Consider the following 22284-nt stretch of genomic DNA (forward strand, 5'->3'; position numbering starts at 1 on the left):
CAAAAAAGCCTTTGCAAAAAAGGAAAAAGAAGCCTGCGGTCTAACTGTACCCAGTTGACCGTCAGGTTAGTTCACTCTTGGCATAGTGTGTCGGTGTTTATTAGTCGATCGGCAGGTTGGCTATTCCCTGTGGTGATTGTGAAAACAGCGGTTTCGTGCTATGGAAGTTTATCTGCTGTGGCATATTTCGATCGACCTCAAAATGTGTTCAAATTTTTAGTGTCCGGCCCAATGTGCGATCGGGCGTTAGCGCTACTCATTGAATCTCGATCGAGTAAGGTGCAAAATACCCATTTTAAGGAGCAAATCATGCAGCCAGAACAGCGTCAGCGAGCAATGGGGGCGTTTGAAGAGTTTTTGAGGGCGCCGCTTGAGGAACGATTGCAACACCAGCAGAGTCGAGTTGCCGAATCCGAGGCGATCGCCCTTTTCCAAAAAGTCGCTGCCACAGTACCAGCTTACCAGACTTTCCTAGCTGCACTCAACATCAATCCCGCCTCAATTCAAACCTTTGAAGACTTCCAAAAATTGCCGCTAATTACCAAAGATAATTATTTACGCTGTCACCCGCTACCTCAGTTGTGTTACCAGGGCAAACTAGAAACTTGCGATTTCATTGCTGTTTCGTCGGGTTCGACAGGAAATCCGACATTTTGGCCGCGTTTTATCAGCGACGAGTTGCAAATTGCCGCTCGTTTTGAACAAATATTTCACGACAGTTTTTACGCCGACAAGCGCTCAACTTTAGCTGTCATTTGCTTTGCGTTGGGAACTTGGGTTGGGGGAATGTACACGGCAAATTGCTGTCGCTATCTAGCGAGTAAGGGCTATCCAGTTACAGTTGTGACGCCTGGGAATAATAAGACTGAAATATTCCGAGTTGTGCAGGAACTTGGGGAGCATTTTGAGCAAGTAGTTTTGTTGGGATATCCGCCATTTATCAAGGATGTGATTGATAGCGGAATTGCTGGGGGTGTGGAGTGGCAAAAATACCGAATTAAGATGGTGTTTGCGGGGGAAGTGTTTAGCGAAGAATGGCGGAGTTTGGTGAGCGATCGCACTAATTCTGACAACCTATATTACAACTCTGCGAGCCTTTACGGTACGGCAGACGCGGGCGTTTTGGGCAACGAGACACCGCTGAGCATTTGCATCCGTCGCTTTTTAGCCAAGAATCCCGAAGCAGCACGCAATTTATTCGGGGAATCACGGTTGCCAACGCTGATGCAGTACGATCCGAAAAGCCGCTTTTTTGAAGTGAATAATGACGGCACGCTATTATTTTCTGGCGATAATGGCATCCCGCTAATACGCTATCACATCTCGGATAACGGCGGTTTAATTTGTTACGAAGCAATGCTCAATTTTTTGGCGGAATGGGGATTTAACCCTGTGGCAAGTTTGCAGCAAGCAGCAGGTATGAAAGTTTCTGATTTCCCCAGAGGAATTCGCTGTTTGCCCTTTGTCTATGTATTTGGGCGATCGCACTTTACCGTTTCCTACTTCGGTGCCAACATTTACCCGGAAAATGTCACCGTAGGTTTAGAAGTTCCCACCATTCGGGAATGGGTGACGGGAAAATTTGTATTGCAAGTCAAGGAAGATGCGGATCAAAATCGGTTTTTATCGGTGGTTGTGGAATTAGCAGCGGGGGTGGAGGGCGACGAGGAGATGAAGCAGGCGATCGCATCTTCAATTCTCGTGCAATTGCGGCGGCTAAACAGCGAATTTGCTAATTACGTGCCACCCGAATATCAGTTACCTGTGGTGACATTAACGGAGACGGGCGATGCGGAGTATTTTCCGATTGGGGTGAAGCACCGATACACGCGGCAGTAAGTAGTTTGAATTGATGAGCTATCAGTTTTCAAAAGTCTTGTGTTATTCTATAATTAGGGTGACATTTGATGGTTCAGCTTAGAATATGCCAGCAAAAGACATCTACCACAATACTGTCAGAACAGCTCTAGAAAAAGACGGCTGGACGATAACAAACGATCCGCTACCCTTAAAAGTTGGTAAACGTACTCTCAGTGTTGATTTAGGTGCAGAAAAACTATTTGCTGCCGAAAAGCAAGGTCGCAAAATTGCTGTAGAAGTAAAAAGTTTCGTAAGTGCTTCACCCGTTCATGACTTAGAACAAGCTGTTGGACAGTATATTGTCTCTGAAGATATTCTAAAGCGATCGGAACCTGAACGGATAATATATCTGGCAATTCGTGCAGAAGTTTATGCAGAAATCTTTTCTGAACCTATCGGGCAGATTTTGTTAGAGAACAAGAGATTTAAACTAATAGTTTTTGATTCATTAAAGGAGACAATTGTCAGATGGATAGACTAGATGAATATCGCCAAATTGTTCGCAATGTTTTAGATAGTTATGCCCAGATTTCTTACGGACACGGAGAAATTAAAAGCAGCGTTATTGTTGACAGCGAACAAAACAATTTTTTACTAATGCACGATGGCTGGCAAGGGCCTAAAAGAATTCACGATTGTATCGTTCATGTAGAAATTATCGACGGCAAAATCTGGATTCAACAAGATGGTATAGAAACGGGAATTACCGCAGAACTTGTAGAATTAGGAGTGCCTAAAGATATGATAGTTTTAGGGTTTCATCCGTATCACGTTCGGCAGCATACGGGATATGCGATCGCCTAAACCAGCTTACTATAAAGGAAAATTGAATGAAAGGACGATCGCTAAATTGTATCGGGATCGATGTTTAATTCTCGCAATTTCGCGGCCAGGCGATCGGCTCGTTGAGCCTCCCTTTCTGCAACCTCTTCAGGAGTAGGTACAAGCTCTCCTTCTACTGTAAAGAAACGCAATTTTCCGCTACAAATCCCCAAACTCAAATCGAGCTGTTGACTCCGCAGATAGCCGAATTCATTCGGTGCAATTGGTTGATATTCCCCATCAACTAAATGAAACCCAGCTAATTCTAAAGTTTCTGGGTCAAACCAAAAGTAATCGTGAGTGCGAAAAGTATCTTGATAGAGTTGTTTCTTAAAGTTTTTGTCTGTATCTGCTGTTTTGGGCGACAGGATTTCAACGATAATATTCGGATACTTTCCCTCTTCATCCCAAACTACCCAGCTTTTCCGAGTTTTTCGTTCAGTTCCGAGTACCACAAAAAAGTCTGAGCCTCGGAAGTCTTTCGATTTAAGTTGCTTGGAACAGTAATAAAGGGTGAGGTTTCCAGCAGCATAGAAATTGTTTCTATCTCGCCACAGCCATTCTAGACAGTTGAGGAGTAGGATTATTTGTCGGAGATGCAGTTCTGTTTCTACGGAATGTTCATCACTATATAAATCGTCGGGCGGAAAGATAAAGTTTTCCGGTATCTCTTGTTCTGGTATCTCTTGGGAAGTAGCTAATTCTGCGGTTGCGGACATGGCTGCTGGGTGAGGAGTAAGAGGTTGTGTGTCTATTTTAGCAAGCTTTTCATATCTCTGCCGAGGACTATGCTGAAAGCCCGATCGCACTTTTTGCCCAAAAATGCGATCGAACACCGAACAATATCAAATCTAGCATCAGAATTATTCCTATCTCTATTCTCGACAAGCGCGTGAATCAGCGTCAATCCATTGTCATCTGCGGTTAATACATTCTCTTTTTTTAACCGCAGATACAGGCAGATAAACACAGATTAACGCAGATGAATTATATGAATTCCGGTTGCACCATCCGTGATTTTTAACTGTTGACTGGATTTTACTATTCCGATGCTACCGCAATTGAACTAATTAGTCTTTAACTATTAGCAATTAGCATTTTATTGACCGTCAGTTTGTCTCAGAGCCATCAGAATTTCCGGTCGTTTCATGCGCGCGTAGCCCCGAATTTTCCGGTCTTTGCCGATCGCCTTCAACCGTCTCAGCGAAAGACTTTCGTAGTCTTCTTCTGGGGACGGGGACGAAAACGGCAACTCCAACTGCAACTGCGGTAACTGAGGTTTCTGCTGAGCTTTCGACTGCTTCTTAGGCTGGGTTCTTGACTGCTTTTTCGGTTGGGCATCGGGCTGTATTTCTGAGTGCGCCGCCGCAGCTCCCAGTTGGCTGCGGAGCGTTTCAATTTGATTTTTTAGGTCATTTTCTACGTCTTCAATGGCGTCGGAAACAAACTGATTAATTGTTTGGACTGTGCGTTCTAATTTTATTGACAGCAGTTTTTCCAGTTCATCCAACTGTCTCAAAGCACCTTCAAGACTCACATCAGAAGTAACAGCCGATGTTGGCGGACGGTTGCTGCTCGATTGTTGAATTTTTTTAGCCATTTTATCTACCTTTTCATGAAATGCTTTTTCCACTTGTTCGAGCAAATGCTTAATCTGTTCTATTTGGTTGCGCTCAAAGTTCTGCTCAGTTAGAGCTTTTACGTGCTTTTTTAGCAGTTCTTCATTTTTTTTAACAGATTGTTCTATTTGTTTTGTTAGACTATCTACCTTTTTTTGAAATGATAGCTCAAGTTGTTGCAGTAGAGTGTCAATTTGTGCAGGTTTCTGAGTCGGTTGCGGAGCTAAATGTTCCATTTCTGCTTGAGCAACAGCTACCTCCTCCTCGGTCATTTCAAATATCCACGCCCACATTTGCTCGGTGCCGAGTTCTTTAGCAACAATACACCAATCTGAGCCGCAGACAACTTCATATTCTTCTTCGTTGCTGTAAGCTTCTGTAGGGCGTACAATTAAAGGAATCAAGTTGCTGCCTTGCTCGATCAGACTTCTCCTGAGAGCTTCGCGGCGTTCGCGGGGAATCTCCCCCCTGTGATGCTCTGGTATGGCAATTTGGGAAGTGTAAATCTGGCTGTGACTAATTGGCTTAATCCGCAAATATTCAACTATTCGGTTTTGATCGGACGATCGATCCATCTTGTTACAAGTCCCCTTTTGTCATTAAAATCTGGTGTGTAGGTGTTTATGTATATTTGTACTTTACAGCCTCAGTTTTACGTGCTGCTGAACTAACCCAAAAACTCTAATTGTCGGGTGCGCCACAAGCACTTTACCAAAACTGCGATCGAACTCGGTTATCTGGGGAGATATCGCCTTGCTGCTGTACCTGTGCGGTGACAGCCCTGGCGATGGCGTCCCGCCCTCGCCCGTGCTACGGCAAAAGTTATTGCAATTCCTAAAAAAAACCGACTGTGATGAGTTTAACTGGCTGCGGGACACCAATGATACACTGCTTTACTCATCTTTACTTTTTTGGCGTCAGGGCGATCCTCTTCTGCAAGCTTCGCTAACGGGCTGACGTTGCGAGTTGCGATCGCGATTCTGCCAGAAATAATCTTCTTTTGCTTTTTGTACAAAAGATGGTATAAGAATATTAATGGCGATGGAGCTCGCCAAAACCGCCTGAAGCGTCATTCTTTCCTTGCGTGAATTGAAAGACTAAAAGGCTGATGGCTCCTACTTTTCTGGCTTGCTGCCGGAGAGTAGGGCCGTGAAAAATTCTCACTAACCTCTCACAGCTAGCAAGCCTTGTCCATGCCCGAGATATTGGAGAAAGGAATCTAATGTTAGCTAGTGTGCTGTGGATTTTATTGATGGGCTTTTTTGCGGGTCAAATTGCCCGCCGCTTAGGTGCTCCGCCTCTGATTGGAATGATTTTGGTAGGGATAGTTTTAGGGCCGCAAGTTAGCGATGTCCTGAGTCCAGAAGTGCTGAAATCGGCGGATAATCTACGAATTGTGGCAGTGACAATTATCCTGATGAAAGCGGGATTAGGACTAGATCGAGAAAAGCTGTCACAGCAGGGAACTGTGGCGCTGCGGTTAGGAGTTTTACCAGCGGCAATTGAGGCAATTGCGATCGCATTCGCTGCGATACTAATTTTTCAATTCGACTTTCCCACAGGGTTACTTTTGGGTTGCGTAATTGGTGCAGAATCACCCGCTGTAATTGTCCCTGGAATGCTGCGACTAAAAAGTTTAGGCTGGGGTGTTACCAAAGGAATTCCCGATGCCATTCTTACGGGTAGCGCCTTATCTGATGTTTTATTACTGTTAGTCTTTAGCTTACTTTTGAGTTTCTTCGATCGAGGAAAACTTGAGAATATCATCATCCCAGGAGGATTCAGCCTGAGCGCAGTTCAATTGCTCCCCTTTCAGGTAGCAATGCAAGTAGGATTTGGGGTTTTAATTGGCTACATTGCTGCTCGTTTAACTGTCTCTCTACTAACTCAACAAAACTGGACGCAAAACGCCGTTCAAGATGTATTAATTGCCGCCAGTATTGCGCTTCTATTAGTAATTTTTGAGCAATATTTCCCCTACTCTGGCTATTTGGCAGCAATGGGAATGGGCTTTTTTTTGATTGAACTCGACCCACCTTTGGCTAGACGACTACGCGGTGGATTTGACAGCTTATGGATTGTCGCTGAGATTGTTTTATTTGTCTTATTGGGAGCAAGTATTCAACTTCAGGTATTAGGGAAGACTTTTTTGCCGGGGCTTTTTGTATTGGCAATTGGCTTGTTTATTGGTCGCACTATAGGTTGGTATTTCTCGACATTGGGTAGTAATTGGAATTGGCGAGAAAGACTATTTTTGCTGCCCGGAAATATGGCAAAAGCCACCGTTCAAGCTGCCATTGGTGGGATTCCTTTATCTATGGGGATTGAGGGAGGAGAAATTATCTTAGCCGTTGCTGTACTCTCAATTTTGATAACCGCACCGATAGGTGCTTGGGGAATTCCCATGTTTGCCCCAAAATTGTTAGAACGGGGAGAAGTCGATCCGACAAAAGTAACAGTAGTAACTCGTAATATAATATTAGCAGCAGTCGATACTTCTCCCTTTGCTACAGATGTTTTACTCAAAGCAGCAAGCTTAGCACGTCGTGTTGATGGTGAAGTGATTGTGTTACACATCATTAATATTGCAGAAAAAGAGGCTGTAGAACAACTGCGCGATCGCACTCAAAAATTACTGGCAGATATTCGCCATCAATTCATTGCCATTACTGGCTCAGTTCCAGAGGAAATTATGCGCGTCGCGGAACAGTATCAAGTAACAGATATTGTGATGGGAAAACGGGGATATCAATCTTGGGAAAAGGTGTTAGTTGGTTCCGGATCGCAAGCAGTGATAGAAAATAGTTCTATTCCCGTAATTTTGGTAGACAAACGCAAAATTTAACCTGCCAAAACATTTAGGAAATATATCCGTAAGCTGTGGAGCATTTAAACCACTAACGAGACCTGTAGGGTGCGTCAGCTAGAAGACTGACGCTCGCAAGGGAAACGAGAAAGGAGCCGTGGCACCCTACAATACTATTTTAAATGCGTAACAGCTTACTGTCGCCCTCTGAAGGGTATTTAAACCGCCCATAGGGCGCTGTTACCAAAGTCACAAATAGGAGTTTGATTGTGAAAAGATTTGAGAAATTTGAGCAATTTATTGCAGTCTTCCAACTCAGCAAGTGGTTCATCATTTCTTGTATAGTTGGCATTCTTTCCGGCTTAGGTTCCGCGGCTCTCCTAGCATCTTTAGATTGGGCAACAAATTGGCGAGAATCTCATCTGTGGATGATTGCCTTATTGCCAGTGGCTGGATTCTTAAGTGGTTGGATTTATCATCGATATGGAAAGAGGGTTGAAGCGGGAAATAATCTTTTATTGGAAGAGATTCATAACCCGAAAAATATTATTCCGTTGCGAATGGCTCCAATGGTGCTGCTAGGTACAGATATAACTCATTTATTTGGGGGTTCCGCAGGTCGTGAAGGGACAGCACTACAAATTGCTGCTTCACTCGCAGACCAATTAACTAGAATATTCCGCTTTAAACACGCTAATCGACGAATTTTATTAATGTCTGCTCTCAGCGGTGGATTTGCTTCCGTTTTCGGAACTCCCTTGGCTGGAACTATTTTTGGTTTAGAGGTTTTAGCAATTGGAACTATTAACCATGAGGCTCTTTTTCCCTGTTTAGTTGCAGCGGTTGTGGGCGATCGCATTACCTTAGTTTTGGGATTGCATCATACAGCATACCGCCATGCTCCCCTTGTACCAACCGTCACCCCAATGGGGCTAATTTCTGCAATTGTAGCTGGGGCAATCTTTGGCATTGTGGCGATGATTTTTGCAAAACTAACTCACAAAATTAGCCACTTTTTCAAAGCAAAAATTTCCTATCCTCCTTTACGTCCTGCGATCGGTGGTGCGATTGTCGCACTGAGTGTCTGGGCGATCGGATCGACTAAGTACATCGGTTTGGGTATTCCTACTATTGTCGATGCCTTTTACACTCAATTACCGCCTTGGGATTTTGCCGCAAAAATAGCGTTAACAGCTTTGACTTTAGGGGCCGGGTTTAAAGGAGGGGAAGTGACTCCTCTATTTTTTATAGGTGCAACATTAGGTAATGCTTTGTCATTAATTTTGGCTCTGCCAGCACCTTTATTGGCAGGAATGGGATTTGTTGCTGTTTTTGGCGGTGCGGCGAATACACCGATCGCCTCAACTTTAATGGGAATTGAACTTTTTGGTCTGGAATCGGGGGTATTTATTGCGATCGCTTGTGTGATGAGCTATGTTTTTTCAGGTCATGCGGGCATTTATAGTTCGCAGCGAATTGGCTCTAGAAAATACCCTTTTATGTCAATTGATGAATAATTGCGATCGCCCGTGTAAGGTGCGTCGCCCGCGGGCGCTCTGCAAGTTTTATCAAATATGAAGCAGATCCGCACCCGGAGGATTAACACCACATAATATAGCTGCTACTGTACTTCACGAACCTGGAATAAGCTAATCCGCATTTAAATTGCATAGTCAAATAAATTTTTCCTCTTGTGGGGTGGGCATCTTGCCCGCCCTCAACATACAAATTAAATGCACAACAGCTTATGCTGTATTTTTCGCCCTTGTCAATTACCTGTTATAAATATTTTTGCCACTTGTCAATAAGCTTAATCATTGTTTTATCCCCTAACCCTTTAATGCGTTCCAACACATTTTCAAAAGATGCAAATGGTTCCAAATCTCGCTCTTTGATGATTTTCTCTATTATTTGAGGTTTGAGACCAGCATTTTTCAAATTTGTCGCCAGTTTGAATTTATCTTGAGTGTTGAGTGCTTCCAACAGAGGAACAGGTTTGGGAATGCGGCTTTCAACATCTTTAACCCTCTCTATCAGCGCCTGTTTTTCCCGCGTATACTCAGCTTTCAATTCATTAATTCTGTTTTCCAATCGAGTTTCAATATTGGTCAGCCGCTGTTCAAAGCTGGAGGACTGTTGCGGAACCTCACTTGCACTTTGATTTTCAGTGATTGCGGTTTTTCTGAGAATTGCAAGTTGTTCCAAGAGAATTTCTTCATTTTCTGCTTCCAGGATGAATGCTCCGATTGTCTCGCCTTTGAGAGGTTCTATTTCCTTTGCTCTCGCCGCCGCATAGTATTCAAAATCTCCGTCTACTATTTCGTAGGCATCCATACCGTTGCGGCGGACAATTATCGGATTAATCAATCCTCCTGAATCTAAAATCAGTCTCGCTAATTTCTCCAAATCAGGCTCGGCAAAATTGGAACGGGGCACTGCGGACGTAATTTTTTTCACTGCAACCAGTGACGTAGATAATTTTTTCATTAGTTTTTACCTGTTTTTTCCAAAACTTCGATTGCTAGCATTTCAAATTCTTGGGAAGCGATGGAATCTGGCTTAAAATCCAGCACTGAAATCGGATCGGCGATTTCCATATTTCCCACGATTTGAAATTGTTCTGCACACTTTGCCAAATCATCTCTTTCGTAAATTACGCTGTCCATGATTTCAAAGCCGTAGCGTTTGGGAATTGCCTCCCTCCGCTTGGGCAAACTGTACTGTACAAATTTAGCATTTGTGGAGATTTTGCAAGCAAGTACACCTAAAACTTCTAGAGGTTTCTTGCCAATTTGTTTTTTGAATCCGTTAACTTTTTTAATAAAATCCTTGACATTAATCAATCCTTGATTGGCAAAAGGCTTTAAATCAGAAGGAATAATTAAATAATCCGCCGCAATCAGGGCAACTCTGGCGTAAAAATTCAAAGATGGCGGCGTATCGATCAGTACAATATCATATTTATCCTGTACTTCTGCTAGTTTCTGAATTAAAATCATTCGGCTGTAATCTAGTTGATTGAGTTCGGTTTCGTATTGCATTAAATCAATGTGGGAAGGAATCACATCGATTTCGGGATTGCAAAAATTAGACTTGCGAGCTACTTCTGCGATCGAGTAAAAATCTTCTGATTGCAAAACTTGAAGAATATTGCTATCTTTCAAGTCATCTTGTTCTTCATCCTCAAATTTTACTAAACCTGTCGCAAAGGTTGTATTTGCCTGACTGTCTAAGTCGATCACCAAGACTCTGTTACCTTTCTTGCTGAGCGCTGCTGCTAAATTGACTACTGTTGTAGTTTTACCGACGCCGCCTTTGTTATGGTAAACTGCAATGATTTTCATAGTATTTTGGCTTTTTTGTGGAACGGTTACATCAGATTTAACTTGAATATCAACTTGATTCTTTTCAGGTAGTTGTTCCAGTTCAGAAATTTGACTTGGCTCAGGTTCTGCGGTGGCGGGATTGTTGGGCTGTACTGGGATTTCGCTAATTAACTCAGGAGTAACTAAAGGAATTTTACTATCTTCAAGTTTTAGATTATTGGGATTTTTTACTGATTTTAAACTATTTCTGCCAATTAAAGCTATTATTTCATCGATTCTGGTTTCAACTTCTTGTCCTGAGCAATTAAATACTAGCTGAATCTCTGAGGCGACTCTTTCGTAAATTCTAATTTCTTTAGCATTGGTGATCAATCCGTAACGAATGCTTAAACTTGTTAAGTAACGCTTCAGTCTCCTGACGTGGCGGTCTAAATTTTCCTTCGGATGTTTCGCCTCCATGACTACACTCATCGGCGAGTCTGCATCGAGAACTATGGGGATAACTTGGGTGGCAAATGAGAGGAAGTCTAGACGGATATTCCCAAAGGCGATTTCCTGATGCCAGGTGTCGGGTGTATAGCCTAACTTTGGCAATAAATAACTGACAATGAGTTTGGTTTCTACTTCGCTTTCGTTGCGGCAGTTATTGGGATTGAAAGTCATTCGATTTTAGATTTTAGATTTTAGATTTTAGATTGGGAATGACTGATTTAATAATGGTACGGATTGTGATAAGCTGCTACGCATCTAAATTGTATGTTGAGGGCGGGCAGGATGCCCACCCCACAAGAGGAAAAATTTATTTGACTATGCAATTTAAATGCGGATTAGCTTAAGCTGCTACGCATCTAAATTGAATACAGAGACGGGCAGGATGCCCGTTCCACAAGAATTGTATAAAAATTGACTGTCACATTAGATGCACAGCAGCTTATTGACAGTAGGGCGAGCATTCCTCCCCTTACAAAAGCTACGGATTGTAATATCAAAAAACCCGGTTGTGTTTTATAAACCGGGTTTTTCGGGCATTTATCGCGTTTAAAACTTACTTTGTTTTAGCGTTAAATTCCTGCAATGTTTGATAGCCGCCAGCGGGATTGTACAAGTGACAGTTGTCGGCAATCCGCTTCATTAAAGACCAAGAAAATTCTGTTTCGTAGAGATGATCTTGCCAATTTTCCTTTAAGCTGCTGTGGGCGAGGCGCAAGTTGTACCAGGGTATAGCAGTTGAAAGGTGGTGGGGAACGTGGACGTTAATGTCGTGGCACAGAAACTCTACCCAGCGGGGATAATCGCAGTGAACTGTTCCCGATAGTTGCGCTTGGGCTTCGTTCCATTCTTCGGGTTCTTTAAATGAAATGTCTGGTGCTGTGTGGTGGACGATCGTAAAAGTGCTCATCCAGAAATGGTAAACCATCCAGGGCATCAACCAAAATTTGACAAATCCCCAAATGCCTGTTGTGGCAATTAAAATCGGAAATCCGATCGCAGCACCGATTAAAACGACAAAAACTGAAAACCGCACTTGCTCTTGTTGCTGTTTGCCTTTGAAGCGCCACCACATAAAGTGTACTTTTGCCCAGTGGGCGATCGAGCCGATCCACCACATCCGACCGAATATTAAACTATAAGCTATTTGTAAGGCTTTGGGCGCGCCAGCGTAGTCTGCTGCTGTCATCGGCTGCCAAGCATTATCCTCGCCAATTTTATTGGTGTGCTTGTGGTGGTAATTGTGTCCGTGACGCCATGCGTGAAACGGGAAAATTAACGGCAAGAATGCGATATGTCCGACTAAATCGTTTACCCAGCGGCGGTTAGCAAACGATCGATGCCCGCAGTCGTGGCCGATCACAAAAAAACCGGTTAATCCGGTACCTGTGAAAATCCACATTAGGGGTAGTAGAAACCAAGGAGAGACTGCGATGCCCCAGTAACCGACCGCAACTAAGAGAACGTTGACGATTACTTTTGTCCAAGCTTTGCGGGGGTTTTTGACGAACACTTCCCGCGGCAGGGTTTTGAGAATATCTTTGAGGCGCAGGTTGGAAGTGTCACTTGCGGATGTCAAACTTAGTGGTTTTTCGATCGATGCTGTCATAAATTGATTTCGACTCTCCGTATGCCATGTGGATGGCTTAACAAATTAGCGCATAAAAAAGCGCCGTAAAATATCAGCTCGTTGCCAGGTTGTGGCAGACGAGTTGAGCAGTAGGCAAGCGCGTTTTAGCAAATGCTAGCGATCGCTATCCGCAGTTAGGAATCTCTGGCACTTTCGGCAAAAAATACTGCGGGTAGCAAAACCTTTGTTTTTATAACACAGGGGCCGCACAGTTAGCATTAGCGACTGTTGCCTGCTAATTGCTGTTGCTGCCAGAAATGGGGTCGAGAGCCGGCAAGAGGGCGATCGAGCGTTGCTGTTTGAGGCTTTGCACTTCCAGCAGCAAGGATTCGATTTCTGCTTGCAAGTGCAGGAACTTAACTTGCTGATCGGCTTGGTAGGGGCACTTTACCAAATCTACTTTGCGGGCAAAACTGGTCGATAGGGTAGAAGAACTAGCCATTTCGGGGTTGCTCGCGATGACTGGAGGCCGGGAAAGAGTGGATGAATTATTTGACATTAGTAATTGAGTAGACATATCTACACATTCACAAAAAAGCTCGGTAAGTGAGAAGCTCAGAGACTTTAGTCCTGAGAGGAAAACGACCAGGCGATTTCAATCGCCTTGAATCCCCCTTGCGGGGTAGAGGGGTATGGTTGCCCCTCTGTGGAGATATGGTTGTCTCCAAATCCCTTTCGGGTAATGTTCGCCTCGACCTGGTTATAAAGGCTTGTTAGACCTGCAACACTGTTTCAGTGACTTTAAAACTATTTAATTGCAGATGACAGAGCCCAAAACTGGCGTCGAATTCTCCGGTGTCGTGACCTGAATAACGTCTCCTCAAAAGAGGGGTCTGGTCAGAACAGCTTGTAAAAAATTACAAGCGAGCGTGGCTTGAGCCCTGAGTTCCTGACCATTAAGTTACTGTGAACAAACCTGACGGTCAACTGAGTACAGTTAGACCGCAGGCTTCTTTTTCCTTTTTTTCAAAGGCTTTTTATAGTGAGGTAGTTCCACCCCCACTTGCTAATATAGTATCAGAGTATTTCCAGATCATCTTGGGGTATAAAAGAATAATTGTCGGTTTCCGTACCTACACCCGACGAGCCTTTCATCCCAAGGAGTAATTCCCAACGGGGTACTTCGCGCAGCGCTCAGATTAATCCCCTCTAAATATACGCCCGGGACTTCCCGGCTGGTAGTTAAACATCAAATTAACCGATCGAGCTAAAATTAGTGTAAATTCCTTGGCCATTGCCTAAAACCATTGACATCGTGACCCTGATTTTACCTGCTACTGACTCTGCTGCTAACTCTACTGCCCGCGCCGCCTCGCCCAAGCGCTACGGCTGGCCCGGCTTGATCGAAGCTTATCGCCCCTACCTGCCAGTGACGGAAACCACGCCGGTAGTCACTCTCCAAGAAGGCAATACTCCCCTAATTCCAGCACCTGCGATCGCCTCTCTCATCGGTCGAGACGTGCGCGTCTTGGTGAAATACGACGGACTCAACCCCACTGGTAGTTTCAAAGACCGGGGGATGACAATGGCGATTTCCAAGGCGAAGGAAGCTGGTGCCAAAGCTGTAATTTGCGCCAGTACCGGCAATACTTCAGCCTCCGCAGCCGCCTACGCCCGACGCGGGGGGATGCGAGCTTTCGTATTGATTCCCGAAGGTTACGTGGCTTTGGGCAAGCTGGCGCAAGCTTTGCTTTACGGTGCGGAAGTAATTTCGATTGGGGGAAATTTCGATCGAGCTTTAGAAATTGTCCGCGAAATGGCCGTTAACTACCCCGTGACATTGGTAAATTCGGTGAATCCTTACCGCTTGGAAGGTCAGAAAACCGGAGCTTTTGAAGTCGTTGACGCCTTGGGCGACGCCCCCGACTGGCTGTGCATTCCCGTCGGAAATGCGGGAAATATCACAGCATACTGGATGGGTTTTTGTCAATACCACCAAGCCAAAAAATGTTCGCGATTGCCGCGGATGATGGGATTTCAAGCCGCCGGGGCTGCACCGTTGGTAACGGGATCACCGGTATCGCACCCAGAAACCCTGGCGACGGCGATTCGGATTGGGAATCCGGCTAGCTGGAAACAGGCGATCGCAGCTTCCGAAGCCAGCCGCGGCAGTTTTGCCGCAGTCACCGACGCCGAAATTCTCGACGCTTACCGCTTGTTAGCATCCGAGGAAGGAATTTTCTGCGAACCGGCGAGTGCAGCTTCTGTGGCCGGTTTGCTGAAGGTAAAAGACCAAGTTCCGACTGGGGCGACGGTGGTTTGCGTGCTGACTGGTAACGGTTTGAAAGACCCGGATACGGCAATTAATCACAGCAACAATCAATTTAAAAGTGGCATTGCTCCGACTTTGGATGCAGTAGCTGGGGCGATGGGATTTTAAAAGTTAGTTGACAGTTGTCAGTTGTCAGTTGTCAGTTGTATTCTTTGTGTCCTCTGTGATTCATTTAAACTAAGATATTGCACCGGCGGTCAACAACCTGTAGGGGCGGGTTCACCAACAATATCTAACAAGTACCAACAATCTGAATAAACCCGCCCCCACCCAACAGTAAATCGCAATCTACCTCTTTTAAGATACAAGGGGCTGCTTCCCAATAGCTTTCAAGGATACCCAAAGACTAAAAAACCCGGCCCCACCCCGCGCGAAAGTCCTCGATTTATATTGTTGTAAGATATCAGTTTAAATTTACATCTTGCACCAATATAAGAAACAGGCTTTCCGGCCTGTTCCACAAAATATAAATTGTCTTGTGGAACAGGTCGGAAAGCCTGTTCATAAAAGGCTAATTGAGAATGGTGCAACATCTCAGTATCAATAAACTCCTGTGATATCACTTTTTTCTCAATAAACTCAGCGAGACACTTTTGTTATTATATTATGACTAGCCCTACTGCAACCCTGTTAATTGCCTGTCCCGATCGCAAAGGACTCGTCGCCTTACTTGCCAACTTTATCGCATCCCACAACGGCAATATCATCCACGCGGATCACCATACAGATTTTACCGCCGGATTGTTTCTGAGCAGGCTAGAATGGCAATTAGATGATTTTGACTTAACCACCGAACAAATAACACCTGCTTTTAGTGAAATTGCCAAGGATTTAGAAGCCAATTGGCAATTGCATTTTTCCCATAAAATTCGACGCATCGCAATCTGGGTAAGCCGTCAAGATCACTGTTTATTAGACTTGATTTGGCGACAGCGATCGCAAGAAATTAGAGGTGAAATCCCCCTGATTATCAGCAACCATCAAAATTTAAAGCCTATTGCCGAACAATACGGTATCGACTTTGAGTATATTCCCATTACTAAAGACAATAAAGCTATTCAAGAAGCACAACAGTTAGAACTTCTTAAAAAATATCAGATTGATTTAGTAGTCTTGGCGAAATATATGCAAATTTTGAGTCAAGATTTTATTATAAAATTTCCAAATGTGATTAATATTCACCATTCATTTTTACCCGCATTTGTGGGTGCAAATCCCTACGAAAGAGCTTATGAAAGAGGGGTAAAAATTATCGGTGCAACAGCCCACTACGTTACACCCGATTTAGATGCTGGCCCAATTATCGAACAAGATGTTGTGCGCGTGAGTCACCGCGATGAAGTGTCCGATTTGGTTCGCAAAGGTAAAGATTTAGAAAGAGTTGTGTTAGCAAGAGCGGTGCGATATCATTTACAAAATCGCGTTTTAGTTTATGGCAATCGGACTGTGGTTTTTGCTTGAAAATTAGGCATCATATCAATCCTGGTTGGTTACTCCTTTGATAACTCGGTGATTAATATAAATTCCAGTTGGACGAGCGAGATGATTGTTAACTATTGACCGAAAGTATCCAGGATACAAGCCCCCGAATTGATCCGTGGGGTCAATGCTTCAATCTAAAATCTAAAATCTAAAATCTAAAATCGATTGACTGTTGACTGTTGACTAAAATTATGCTTTCGAGCTGACTGTTTGGACATTTGAACAATACGGATGCCACCGGAAACGATATGACTTGTTCCAAAGCCCGATCGCGCTTTTGGAGTACCCTAACTAATTTAGCATTAATTTCCTCAACTGTTTGTAGTTGTTCAACCTCCTGCTGGCTGGCAATTCCAGCTTCGCCACCTTCCGACACATTGCCAGAAAACTTTTAGGATTTCTCTGTTTGTGCTTCCAAATTGGCGATATTTTGCTGAGTTAATTTAGCATAATTTTAAAAAGGGAATTGATCCGAGTTGGGATGCAGTAGCTGGGGCGATGGGGTTTTAGAAGAAGGAAGAGGGAAGAAATTATGCTCAATTCGATTTTCCTCTTGTCCTTTTTTTCGGTTTTTTTTTCTTGAGTTATACGATCGGTTGTTGGGTTAAACTTGCGTGTACAAAAGGTGTTTGAATGCGATAGAGCGATCGGACATAATATTACTCTGGCTTTAAAACTTTGGCGGCTGCTTCGTAGCGCTGGATAATAGAAGCGCGATCGCATTCCTCGGTTATTTTTTCCAAACTGCCGCGCTCAATCATAGTGGCATGACGCAAAAGTACGGCGCGGTCTTTATTGTAGCGGGTATAGGGAGCAATTTTAGCGATCGCTTCCAACAACCGAATTGTTACCGCCACGTCTGTATACCCGTACTGTCGAATCTGGTTAAAGGCACTATTAACTAACCCTTCAAAAGTCGCTACTTCAACAATGACGCGCAAATTATGTTCGCCGTCGTAGCGGTAGGGCGAGGGAAAATCGCGTTGCGCTAGGCGAGACAATCCAGCACTCAATCTGTCAATACACCGAATTGCAGTAAACGGATCGTTGATACCAGGAGAAAGTGCGCGCAAAGCAATTTCAACTAATTGATTGATCGGAAACTCGGCATCCTGATACTCGGTTCGTTCCTGGCCGACAATAAACGCATCATTAATCAGTTTAGTAAGTTCCCGATCGACCCGTTTTTCAGGCAAAACCAACGCTAAATCGCTGCCTTTAATTATAAACTTTCCCGGTCGAGTTTTCAAAAGTACAAGTATATTGAACTTCTGGGTAATTTTCATTAATTCATCATCATCAATTGCTTGCAAATAACCATCTGCCGTGGCTTTAAGTGGCCTGGCTTCTTCTTCAAAATTTGCTGGGATTTCCTCGACTTGCCACGGTTTTTTTTCTGCACTCTGCCCGATTTTTTCGGGGAATAGCCTATCTATTGTTTTGTCTAAATCCCCGCTAACTTGAGTAATAACGTGGGAGGCTTGAATAATGGTTGATGCGTGATGGATAAAGTAAATTAGCACGCCCATACTGCCAATTGCTAGCACCGTACCGACTGTAACCGAGAGTTGCGGCACAAAAAAACTATATCCATCTCCTTCACCATGAATAGTCCGCAGTACCAGCAAACAGTAAATAAACGTGGCAATGAAAGTGCCGAGCACGATTTGGTTGCCGGTATCTTGCATAAAATTACGCAGCAATCGGGGGCCGAAATTTGAACTCGCCAACTGCAGCGCCACAATAGTAATGGAAAAAGCTGTAGCGACAACGCTAACCATTGAACCCGCAACCGATGAAAGCAGCGATCGCGCTCCATCTGTTCCGCCGGTGTAAATCCACCACCAGTTAGGCGTACCGCCTGTGCGATCGAGTGTTAGCATTGTCCAGGCCAAAATAATTGAACTCGCTGCCATCAACGTCGGGATAAACCAGTAGCTAGAATGCAGCGAATCCCAAAGTTTTCTCAACTTGATATTTTTCATGAATTGTGATGCGGTTAAGATTGTCTGTTGTCGTCAAGTTGCGATCGCCCTTGGGCCACTTTTCCCACAGATCCGCCAATACTGCGAGGTTTTGGAACTTTACTTTTACCCGCGGGCCATCCTTCGCGCTGCTGGGAGCGATCGCCATCGGTTTCTTCAGTTTGGTCGTGAAACAAAATTTGTCGCGTGGGATAAGGCAAATCGATGCCGTTTTCCACAAGCTTTTTTTTAATAGCACAAATTACCTTGTCGCGCGATCGCATATCGTCAATTCTGCGCGGCGGAGCAATCCACCATCGAACGCGAATATTGACGGTACTTTCTGCTAGCTCAACCACCAGCACATCGGGTGCAGGATCTTTCAACACCTCATTTACGCTGTACAATGCTTCCAGCATTAACTGCTTGGCGCGGTCAATATCGTCGTTGTAACCAATACCAACATCGTATTCCGTGCGGCGTTTATCGAAAGCAGTATTCACTGTCACCGCATTTGTAAACAATTCGGCATTTGGAATGACAATCCGGCGACCATCATAAGTTTGGATTGTTGTAGCGCGGGTTTCAATATTTTCTACAGTTCCCTCAAAGTTTTTAAACACAATCTGGTCATCGATTCGGAACGGTTCAGTTAACAGAATTAGGATGCCGGCTAAGAAGTTTTGCAAGATATCGCGAAAGGCAAAACCTATCGCCACCCCGCTAATTCCCAGCAGTTGAATCAAATCCCCAGCTTTAAATGTGGGAATTATAATCGAAAGCGCAACAAACAGGCCAACTAGAACGATAATACCCTGCGCCAACCGTCCTAACACCAGCCCCAAATTTCGAGCTTGGCGGTGGTTGCGGGTAAGCCGCCTGACCGTTCTCTTAACTGCCCTGCCCACCAAGAAAAAGATTGCAAAGACAATGAACGCCAGCACAATATTGGGCAACATGATAATCAAGCCGTCGATCATGCTCTCCATCTTTGCCCAGACTGCGGATATCTCTGCCTTCATGAAGTTTCCTCGCGTATCAGTCGTTGTCGATATTACTAAAATTTAGCTCGGTTAAGTTCTATCTAAAGACTGTAGGTTGGTACGACGCGAGGAAGATTTTTGGGCAGTCCTCAAAATTTTGAATGCGGATTATAGGTTGGGATATATAGCAATCCTAAATGATTCAGATAAATTTGTAGGGGTAGTGCCCCCGTGCCTACCCCCTATCTATCGGGCAACCACGGGGGGATTGCCCCTACAATAATTATGCAAATGATTTAGGATTGCTATAAGCTGTTCTGCATTTAAATGGTATGTTAAAGAACAATCAAACTCTTGTGGGGTGGGCGTCCCGCCCGCCCTGAATATACAATTTAAATGCGCGACAGCTTAGTACAGTTACATCGATTAGTAGACCATCCGTAGATGCGGAATAATAAAAAAGCTGATAGATTAATGCAGCCTAATTGCAGTTAAGGCAAAAACAACGCATCGGTGACTAAATCCCACCTGCTAAGGGGACTCGCCCTGCCGAAAATTCCTGAATTTTTAACTCCTAATTCCCAAAGGGCGGTAGATCGAGTAACTGATTTTTAGAAGGTGGAAGCTGCGCGGGATTTTTACCTGTTTGGGCTGAAGTTTGGCGGATTTCCAGGGCAGTTTCGCCAGGATTTGCAGTGCGAGTAGGTACTATTTCTAAAGAATATACTGTCTCGGTTTTTGCAGGGGCAGGATTTTGGGCTTTCGTGAGCAAGTCAACAGCATCTCCGAGGGCGCTAGTTAAATTTTTGCTAGTTTCGGCGTGACGGGCTTCTTCTTGTTTGAGGGCTTGAGTGAGTTGTTTAACTTGTTCGATCGCCCGATCGCGCTCTTGGAGAACTTCTGCTAACTTAGCTTTAAGTTCGCCTACTGTTTGCAGTTGTTCCACTTCCTGCTGTCGAGCAACTCCAGCATCGTCACCTTCGGGCACAGGGGGAGAAAAATTTTGTAATTGCTCTATTTGTGCTTCCAGAGAAGCGATGCTTTGCTGAGTTAATTTCGCATCATTCCGGCGCTGCTCCGCTTCGGTATTGTAGAGTTGGCGCCACTGAGCGGCACTTTCACCGGCATCATCGCGATCGCGCGAAACTTCTGTTAACTGCTGTTGCAGCCGCTTGATTTCATCTAACCACTGTCTGACATCCTGAGCCATAATATTGATTTTAGATTTTAGATTTTAGATTTTAGATTGGGGAATTGGGAATTGGGAATTGGCAATTGCGAGTTGATAATGGCTTAATTAATTAACGACTTGTGTACCTCATCTTTCGCTCCATTGCCTGTGCGCTATGAACATTTTTTACTGGTTGCGCTACCTGATTTTAGCTTTGTTTAAGGCATTTTTGAGGCTGCTGAGAGCTCTAAAAAGAAAATTTGGTGGTTTTTGGCTGTTTTGTCGGTGTTTGACTTGGGACACGCTGAAAGAAGTTGGCGCGAAGGCGGGAGAGCAGCGCTTGCTGGGGCTGTCTGCGGAAATGGCTTACAATTCTATGTTGGCGCTGTTTCCGGGGCTGTTGGCTATCTTATCTGCGATCGCCCTCTTTGAACCTTTGCAGTCAACACTGTATCAAATCGCCCGTCTTTTGGGGGAGGTCATACCCGGTAACGTTCGGAATTTGATTGGCGGCTTAATCAAAGAAATTCTGTTAACTCGCAATAAAGGGCTGTTTTCGGTGAGCTTTCTTGCGTCGATTTGGGCATTTTCTGGAGTAATGAGTGCGGCGATGGCTGCACTCGATCGCATCCATCAAATCCCCAGCGCTCGAACTCGACCATTTTGGAAAGCAAAACTTATTTCTTTGGGGCTGAGTATCGGTACAATTGTGCTGTTAATTCTAGCATCGGGAGCTGTATTTCTCAGCGACTTAATTGTGCAAGCTGTTGCCCGCCATAGTTGCCTGCTGGAGTCCGTCGCCAATTGCGATTTAAAAGATGTTCAAAGTTGCTTGCTCCCCGCCGGCAATTGCCCTTTGGAGTCGGAACTATTAGCTGTTTGGCGGCTGTGGCGGTGGCCGATTTCTTTAGCAATTGTATCACTTGCGTTTGCCTTTATTTACCGCTACGGGCCTAGCCGCCGCCAAGCAGATATTCCTATTGTGTCAGGAGCTGTTTTTGCTGCTATTTTGTGGGCGCTGTTTTCAGCTTTATTTCGGTTTTATGTTTGGCATTGGGGCAATTTCAGTTGGACTTACGGGACAATAGGAACTTTTATTGTGTTGCTGCTGTGGCTCGATCTTTCTTCTTTAGCGGTGCTGATCGGCGCTCAGTTGAATGTGACAGTGGGAAAGGCAATGAAACAATCCAAATTAAAATAATTTGTTAATTGTTAATTGTTAATTGTTATTTGTTATTTGCCGGATGCTGGCTTACCGACGGAGTAAAGTGCTGAGGATGCCCGCAACAAAAGACAGCAAAATCAGTATCCAAATGACACCACCGGGAATGAATGTCAAGAGGCCAACACCTCTGAGAATCCAAACTAGCAAGGTGATGCCCAGGATAGTCAAAAAGATGCGGGTAGATAGTCGCATTTGAAATCTAGGAGAATTAGTCATGTTGAATCTTAAAGTTTTGTCTGGATCAATGATAGCTGTTTTATTGGCGATCGGCAGTTACCTCACCTTCATTTCGGTTCCGGGTTCCGCTGTTGCGCCAGGGGGTGCAAATAAGCTGGGGGAAACGGCAAAAACTGCTCAAAAAACACCTTCTGCAAGTTTAACAATTTCCGATCGCACAATTGGAGCGGCGAAGGTGGGAATGACTTTCGGACAATTGAAAAAGGCTCTGGGTTCCACAGCGCGGTTTAAAGCTCAGTCTCCTTTTATGGTAGACTTTGACGCTGTGGCCGTGAGTCGATCGGGAAAAGTGCAATATCGGATTATCTACGCTGCGGGTACGGGAGCATAACAGTTATGCAATCAGTATTTATACTGATGATAATTTAAGCTGCTGCTTTGAGATTAACACCAATCAT

General features: G+C 44.4%; 20 protein-coding genes and 1 riboswitch. Of the genes, 9 read left to right on the forward strand and 11 right to left on the reverse strand.

What is annotated here, in order from left to right:
• The 3 genes from QUB70_RS25610 to QUB70_RS25620 form a co-directional block, all read left to right on the forward strand.
• Window positions 1-1839 (forward strand): phenylacetate--CoA ligase family protein (locus QUB70_RS25610; RefSeq protein ID WP_332984260.1); only part of this gene is annotated, 1839 nt, incomplete at its 5' end.
• A gap of 85 nt (window positions 1840-1924) precedes the next feature.
• Entirely contained in the window at window positions 1925-2341 is a 417-nt protein-coding gene (locus tag QUB70_RS25615; RefSeq protein WP_332984261.1) for an element excision factor XisH family protein, read from the forward strand.
• Window positions 2329-2664, forward strand: a complete 336-nt coding sequence (locus QUB70_RS25620; RefSeq protein WP_332984262.1) for a XisI protein — start codon at window positions 2329-2331, stop codon at window positions 2662-2664. The genes QUB70_RS25615 and QUB70_RS25620 overlap by 13 nt, the downstream gene beginning before the upstream one ends.
• A gap of 41 nt (window positions 2665-2705) precedes the next feature.
• Here the strand turns inward: QUB70_RS25620 and QUB70_RS25625 are convergent, their stop codons facing one another.
• On the reverse strand, window positions 2706-3401 hold the full coding sequence (locus QUB70_RS25625; RefSeq protein WP_332984283.1) for a Uma2 family endonuclease: 696 nt from the start codon (window positions 3399-3401) through the stop codon (window positions 2706-2708).
• Window positions 3402-3781: 380 nt separating this feature from the next.
• Window positions 3782-4876, reverse strand: a complete 1095-nt coding sequence (locus QUB70_RS25630; protein ID WP_332984263.1) for a Rho termination factor (modular protein) — start codon at window positions 4874-4876, stop codon at window positions 3782-3784.
• Between the two features lie 453 nt (window positions 4877-5329).
• Window positions 5330-5426, forward strand: a riboswitch (Fluoride riboswitch).
• A 97-nt stretch (window positions 5427-5523) separates the two neighbouring features.
• On the opposite strand from QUB70_RS25630, the gene QUB70_RS25635 reads away from it, so the two are divergent.
• On the forward strand, window positions 5524-7146 hold the full coding sequence (locus tag QUB70_RS25635; protein ID WP_332984265.1) for a cation:proton antiporter: 1623 nt from the start codon (window positions 5524-5526) through the stop codon (window positions 7144-7146).
• 230 nt (window positions 7147-7376) lie between these two features.
• Entirely contained in the window at window positions 7377-8624 is a 1248-nt protein-coding gene (locus tag QUB70_RS25640) for a voltage-gated chloride channel family protein (RefSeq protein ID WP_332984266.1), read from the forward strand.
• Between the two features lie 262 nt (window positions 8625-8886).
• Here the strand turns inward: QUB70_RS25640 and QUB70_RS25645 are convergent, their stop codons facing one another.
• The 4 genes from QUB70_RS25645 to QUB70_RS25660 all read right to left on the reverse strand — a co-directional run bounded on the left by QUB70_RS25645 (window position 8887) and on the right by QUB70_RS25660 (window position 12994).
• A complete protein-coding gene (locus QUB70_RS25645; RefSeq protein WP_332984267.1) occupies window positions 8887-9594 on the reverse strand; it encodes a ParB N-terminal domain-containing protein in 708 nt (235 codons plus the stop codon).
• The gene (locus QUB70_RS25650; protein WP_332984269.1) at window positions 9594-11096 is read right to left on the reverse strand and encodes an AAA family ATPase; all 1503 of its coding nucleotides are present in this window, start codon (window positions 11094-11096) and stop codon (window positions 9594-9596) included. Before QUB70_RS25650 ends, QUB70_RS25645 begins: the two co-directional genes overlap by 1 nt.
• 382 nt (window positions 11097-11478) lie before the next feature.
• Window positions 11479-12531: a fatty acid desaturase gene (locus tag QUB70_RS25655; RefSeq protein ID WP_332984271.1), complete on the reverse strand. Its 1053-nt coding sequence runs from the start codon at window positions 12529-12531 to the stop codon at window positions 11479-11481.
• A gap of 256 nt (window positions 12532-12787) precedes the next feature.
• A complete protein-coding gene (locus QUB70_RS25660) occupies window positions 12788-12994 on the reverse strand; it encodes a hypothetical protein (protein WP_332984273.1) in 207 nt (68 codons plus the stop codon).
• A gap of 813 nt (window positions 12995-13807) precedes the next feature.
• Here QUB70_RS25660 and thrC point away from each other — a divergent pair.
• Both thrC and purU read left to right on the forward strand, forming a co-directional pair.
• Entirely contained in the window at window positions 13808-14932 is a 1125-nt protein-coding gene (gene thrC / locus QUB70_RS25665; RefSeq protein ID WP_442927828.1) for a threonine synthase, read from the forward strand.
• A gap of 498 nt (window positions 14933-15430) precedes the next feature.
• On the forward strand, window positions 15431-16285 hold the full coding sequence (gene purU, locus QUB70_RS25670) for a formyltetrahydrofolate deformylase (protein ID WP_332984274.1): 855 nt from the start codon (window positions 15431-15433) through the stop codon (window positions 16283-16285).
• A gap of 169 nt (window positions 16286-16454) precedes the next feature.
• On the opposite strand, the gene QUB70_RS25675 is transcribed toward purU, so the two are convergent.
• The 4 genes from QUB70_RS25675 to QUB70_RS25690 all read right to left on the reverse strand — a co-directional run bounded on the left by QUB70_RS25675 (window position 16455) and on the right by QUB70_RS25690 (window position 20463).
• Window positions 16455-16682 carry a hypothetical protein gene (locus QUB70_RS25675; RefSeq protein ID WP_332984275.1) on the reverse strand — a complete coding sequence of 76 codons (228 nt, stop codon included), beginning with the start codon at window positions 16680-16682 and terminating at the stop codon, window positions 16455-16457.
• 283 nt (window positions 16683-16965) lie between these two features.
• Window positions 16966-18291, reverse strand: a complete 1326-nt coding sequence (locus QUB70_RS25680) for a DUF2254 domain-containing protein (protein ID WP_332984277.1) — start codon at window positions 18289-18291, stop codon at window positions 16966-16968.
• A 14-nt stretch (window positions 18292-18305) separates the two neighbouring features.
• Window positions 18306-19292, reverse strand: coding sequence for a mechanosensitive ion channel family protein (locus QUB70_RS25685; protein ID WP_332984278.1), 987 nt, complete (start codon window positions 19290-19292; stop codon window positions 18306-18308).
• 535 nt (window positions 19293-19827) lie between these two features.
• A complete protein-coding gene (locus QUB70_RS25690) occupies window positions 19828-20463 on the reverse strand; it encodes a hypothetical protein (RefSeq protein ID WP_332984279.1) in 636 nt (211 codons plus the stop codon).
• Between the two features lie 136 nt (window positions 20464-20599).
• Between QUB70_RS25690 and QUB70_RS25695 the strand changes: the two genes are divergently transcribed.
• On the forward strand, window positions 20600-21625 hold the full coding sequence (locus QUB70_RS25695; protein ID WP_332984280.1) for a YihY/virulence factor BrkB family protein: 1026 nt from the start codon (window positions 20600-20602) through the stop codon (window positions 21623-21625).
• A 51-nt stretch (window positions 21626-21676) separates the two neighbouring features.
• Here the strand turns inward: QUB70_RS25695 and QUB70_RS25700 are convergent, their stop codons facing one another.
• Window positions 21677-21865 carry a hypothetical protein gene (locus QUB70_RS25700; RefSeq protein ID WP_332984281.1) on the reverse strand — a complete coding sequence of 63 codons (189 nt, stop codon included), beginning with the start codon at window positions 21863-21865 and terminating at the stop codon, window positions 21677-21679.
• Here QUB70_RS25700 and QUB70_RS25705 point away from each other — a divergent pair.
• On the forward strand, window positions 21864-22217 hold the full coding sequence (locus QUB70_RS25705; protein WP_332984282.1) for a hypothetical protein: 354 nt from the start codon (window positions 21864-21866) through the stop codon (window positions 22215-22217). The genes QUB70_RS25700 and QUB70_RS25705 overlap by 2 nt on opposite strands.
• Window positions 22218-22284 lie beyond the last annotated feature (67 nt).

The organism is Microcoleus sp. A003_D6 (assembly GCF_036702825.1).
In the GTDB taxonomy this organism is placed as follows: Bacteria; Cyanobacteriota; Cyanobacteriia; order Cyanobacteriales; family Microcoleaceae; genus Microcoleus.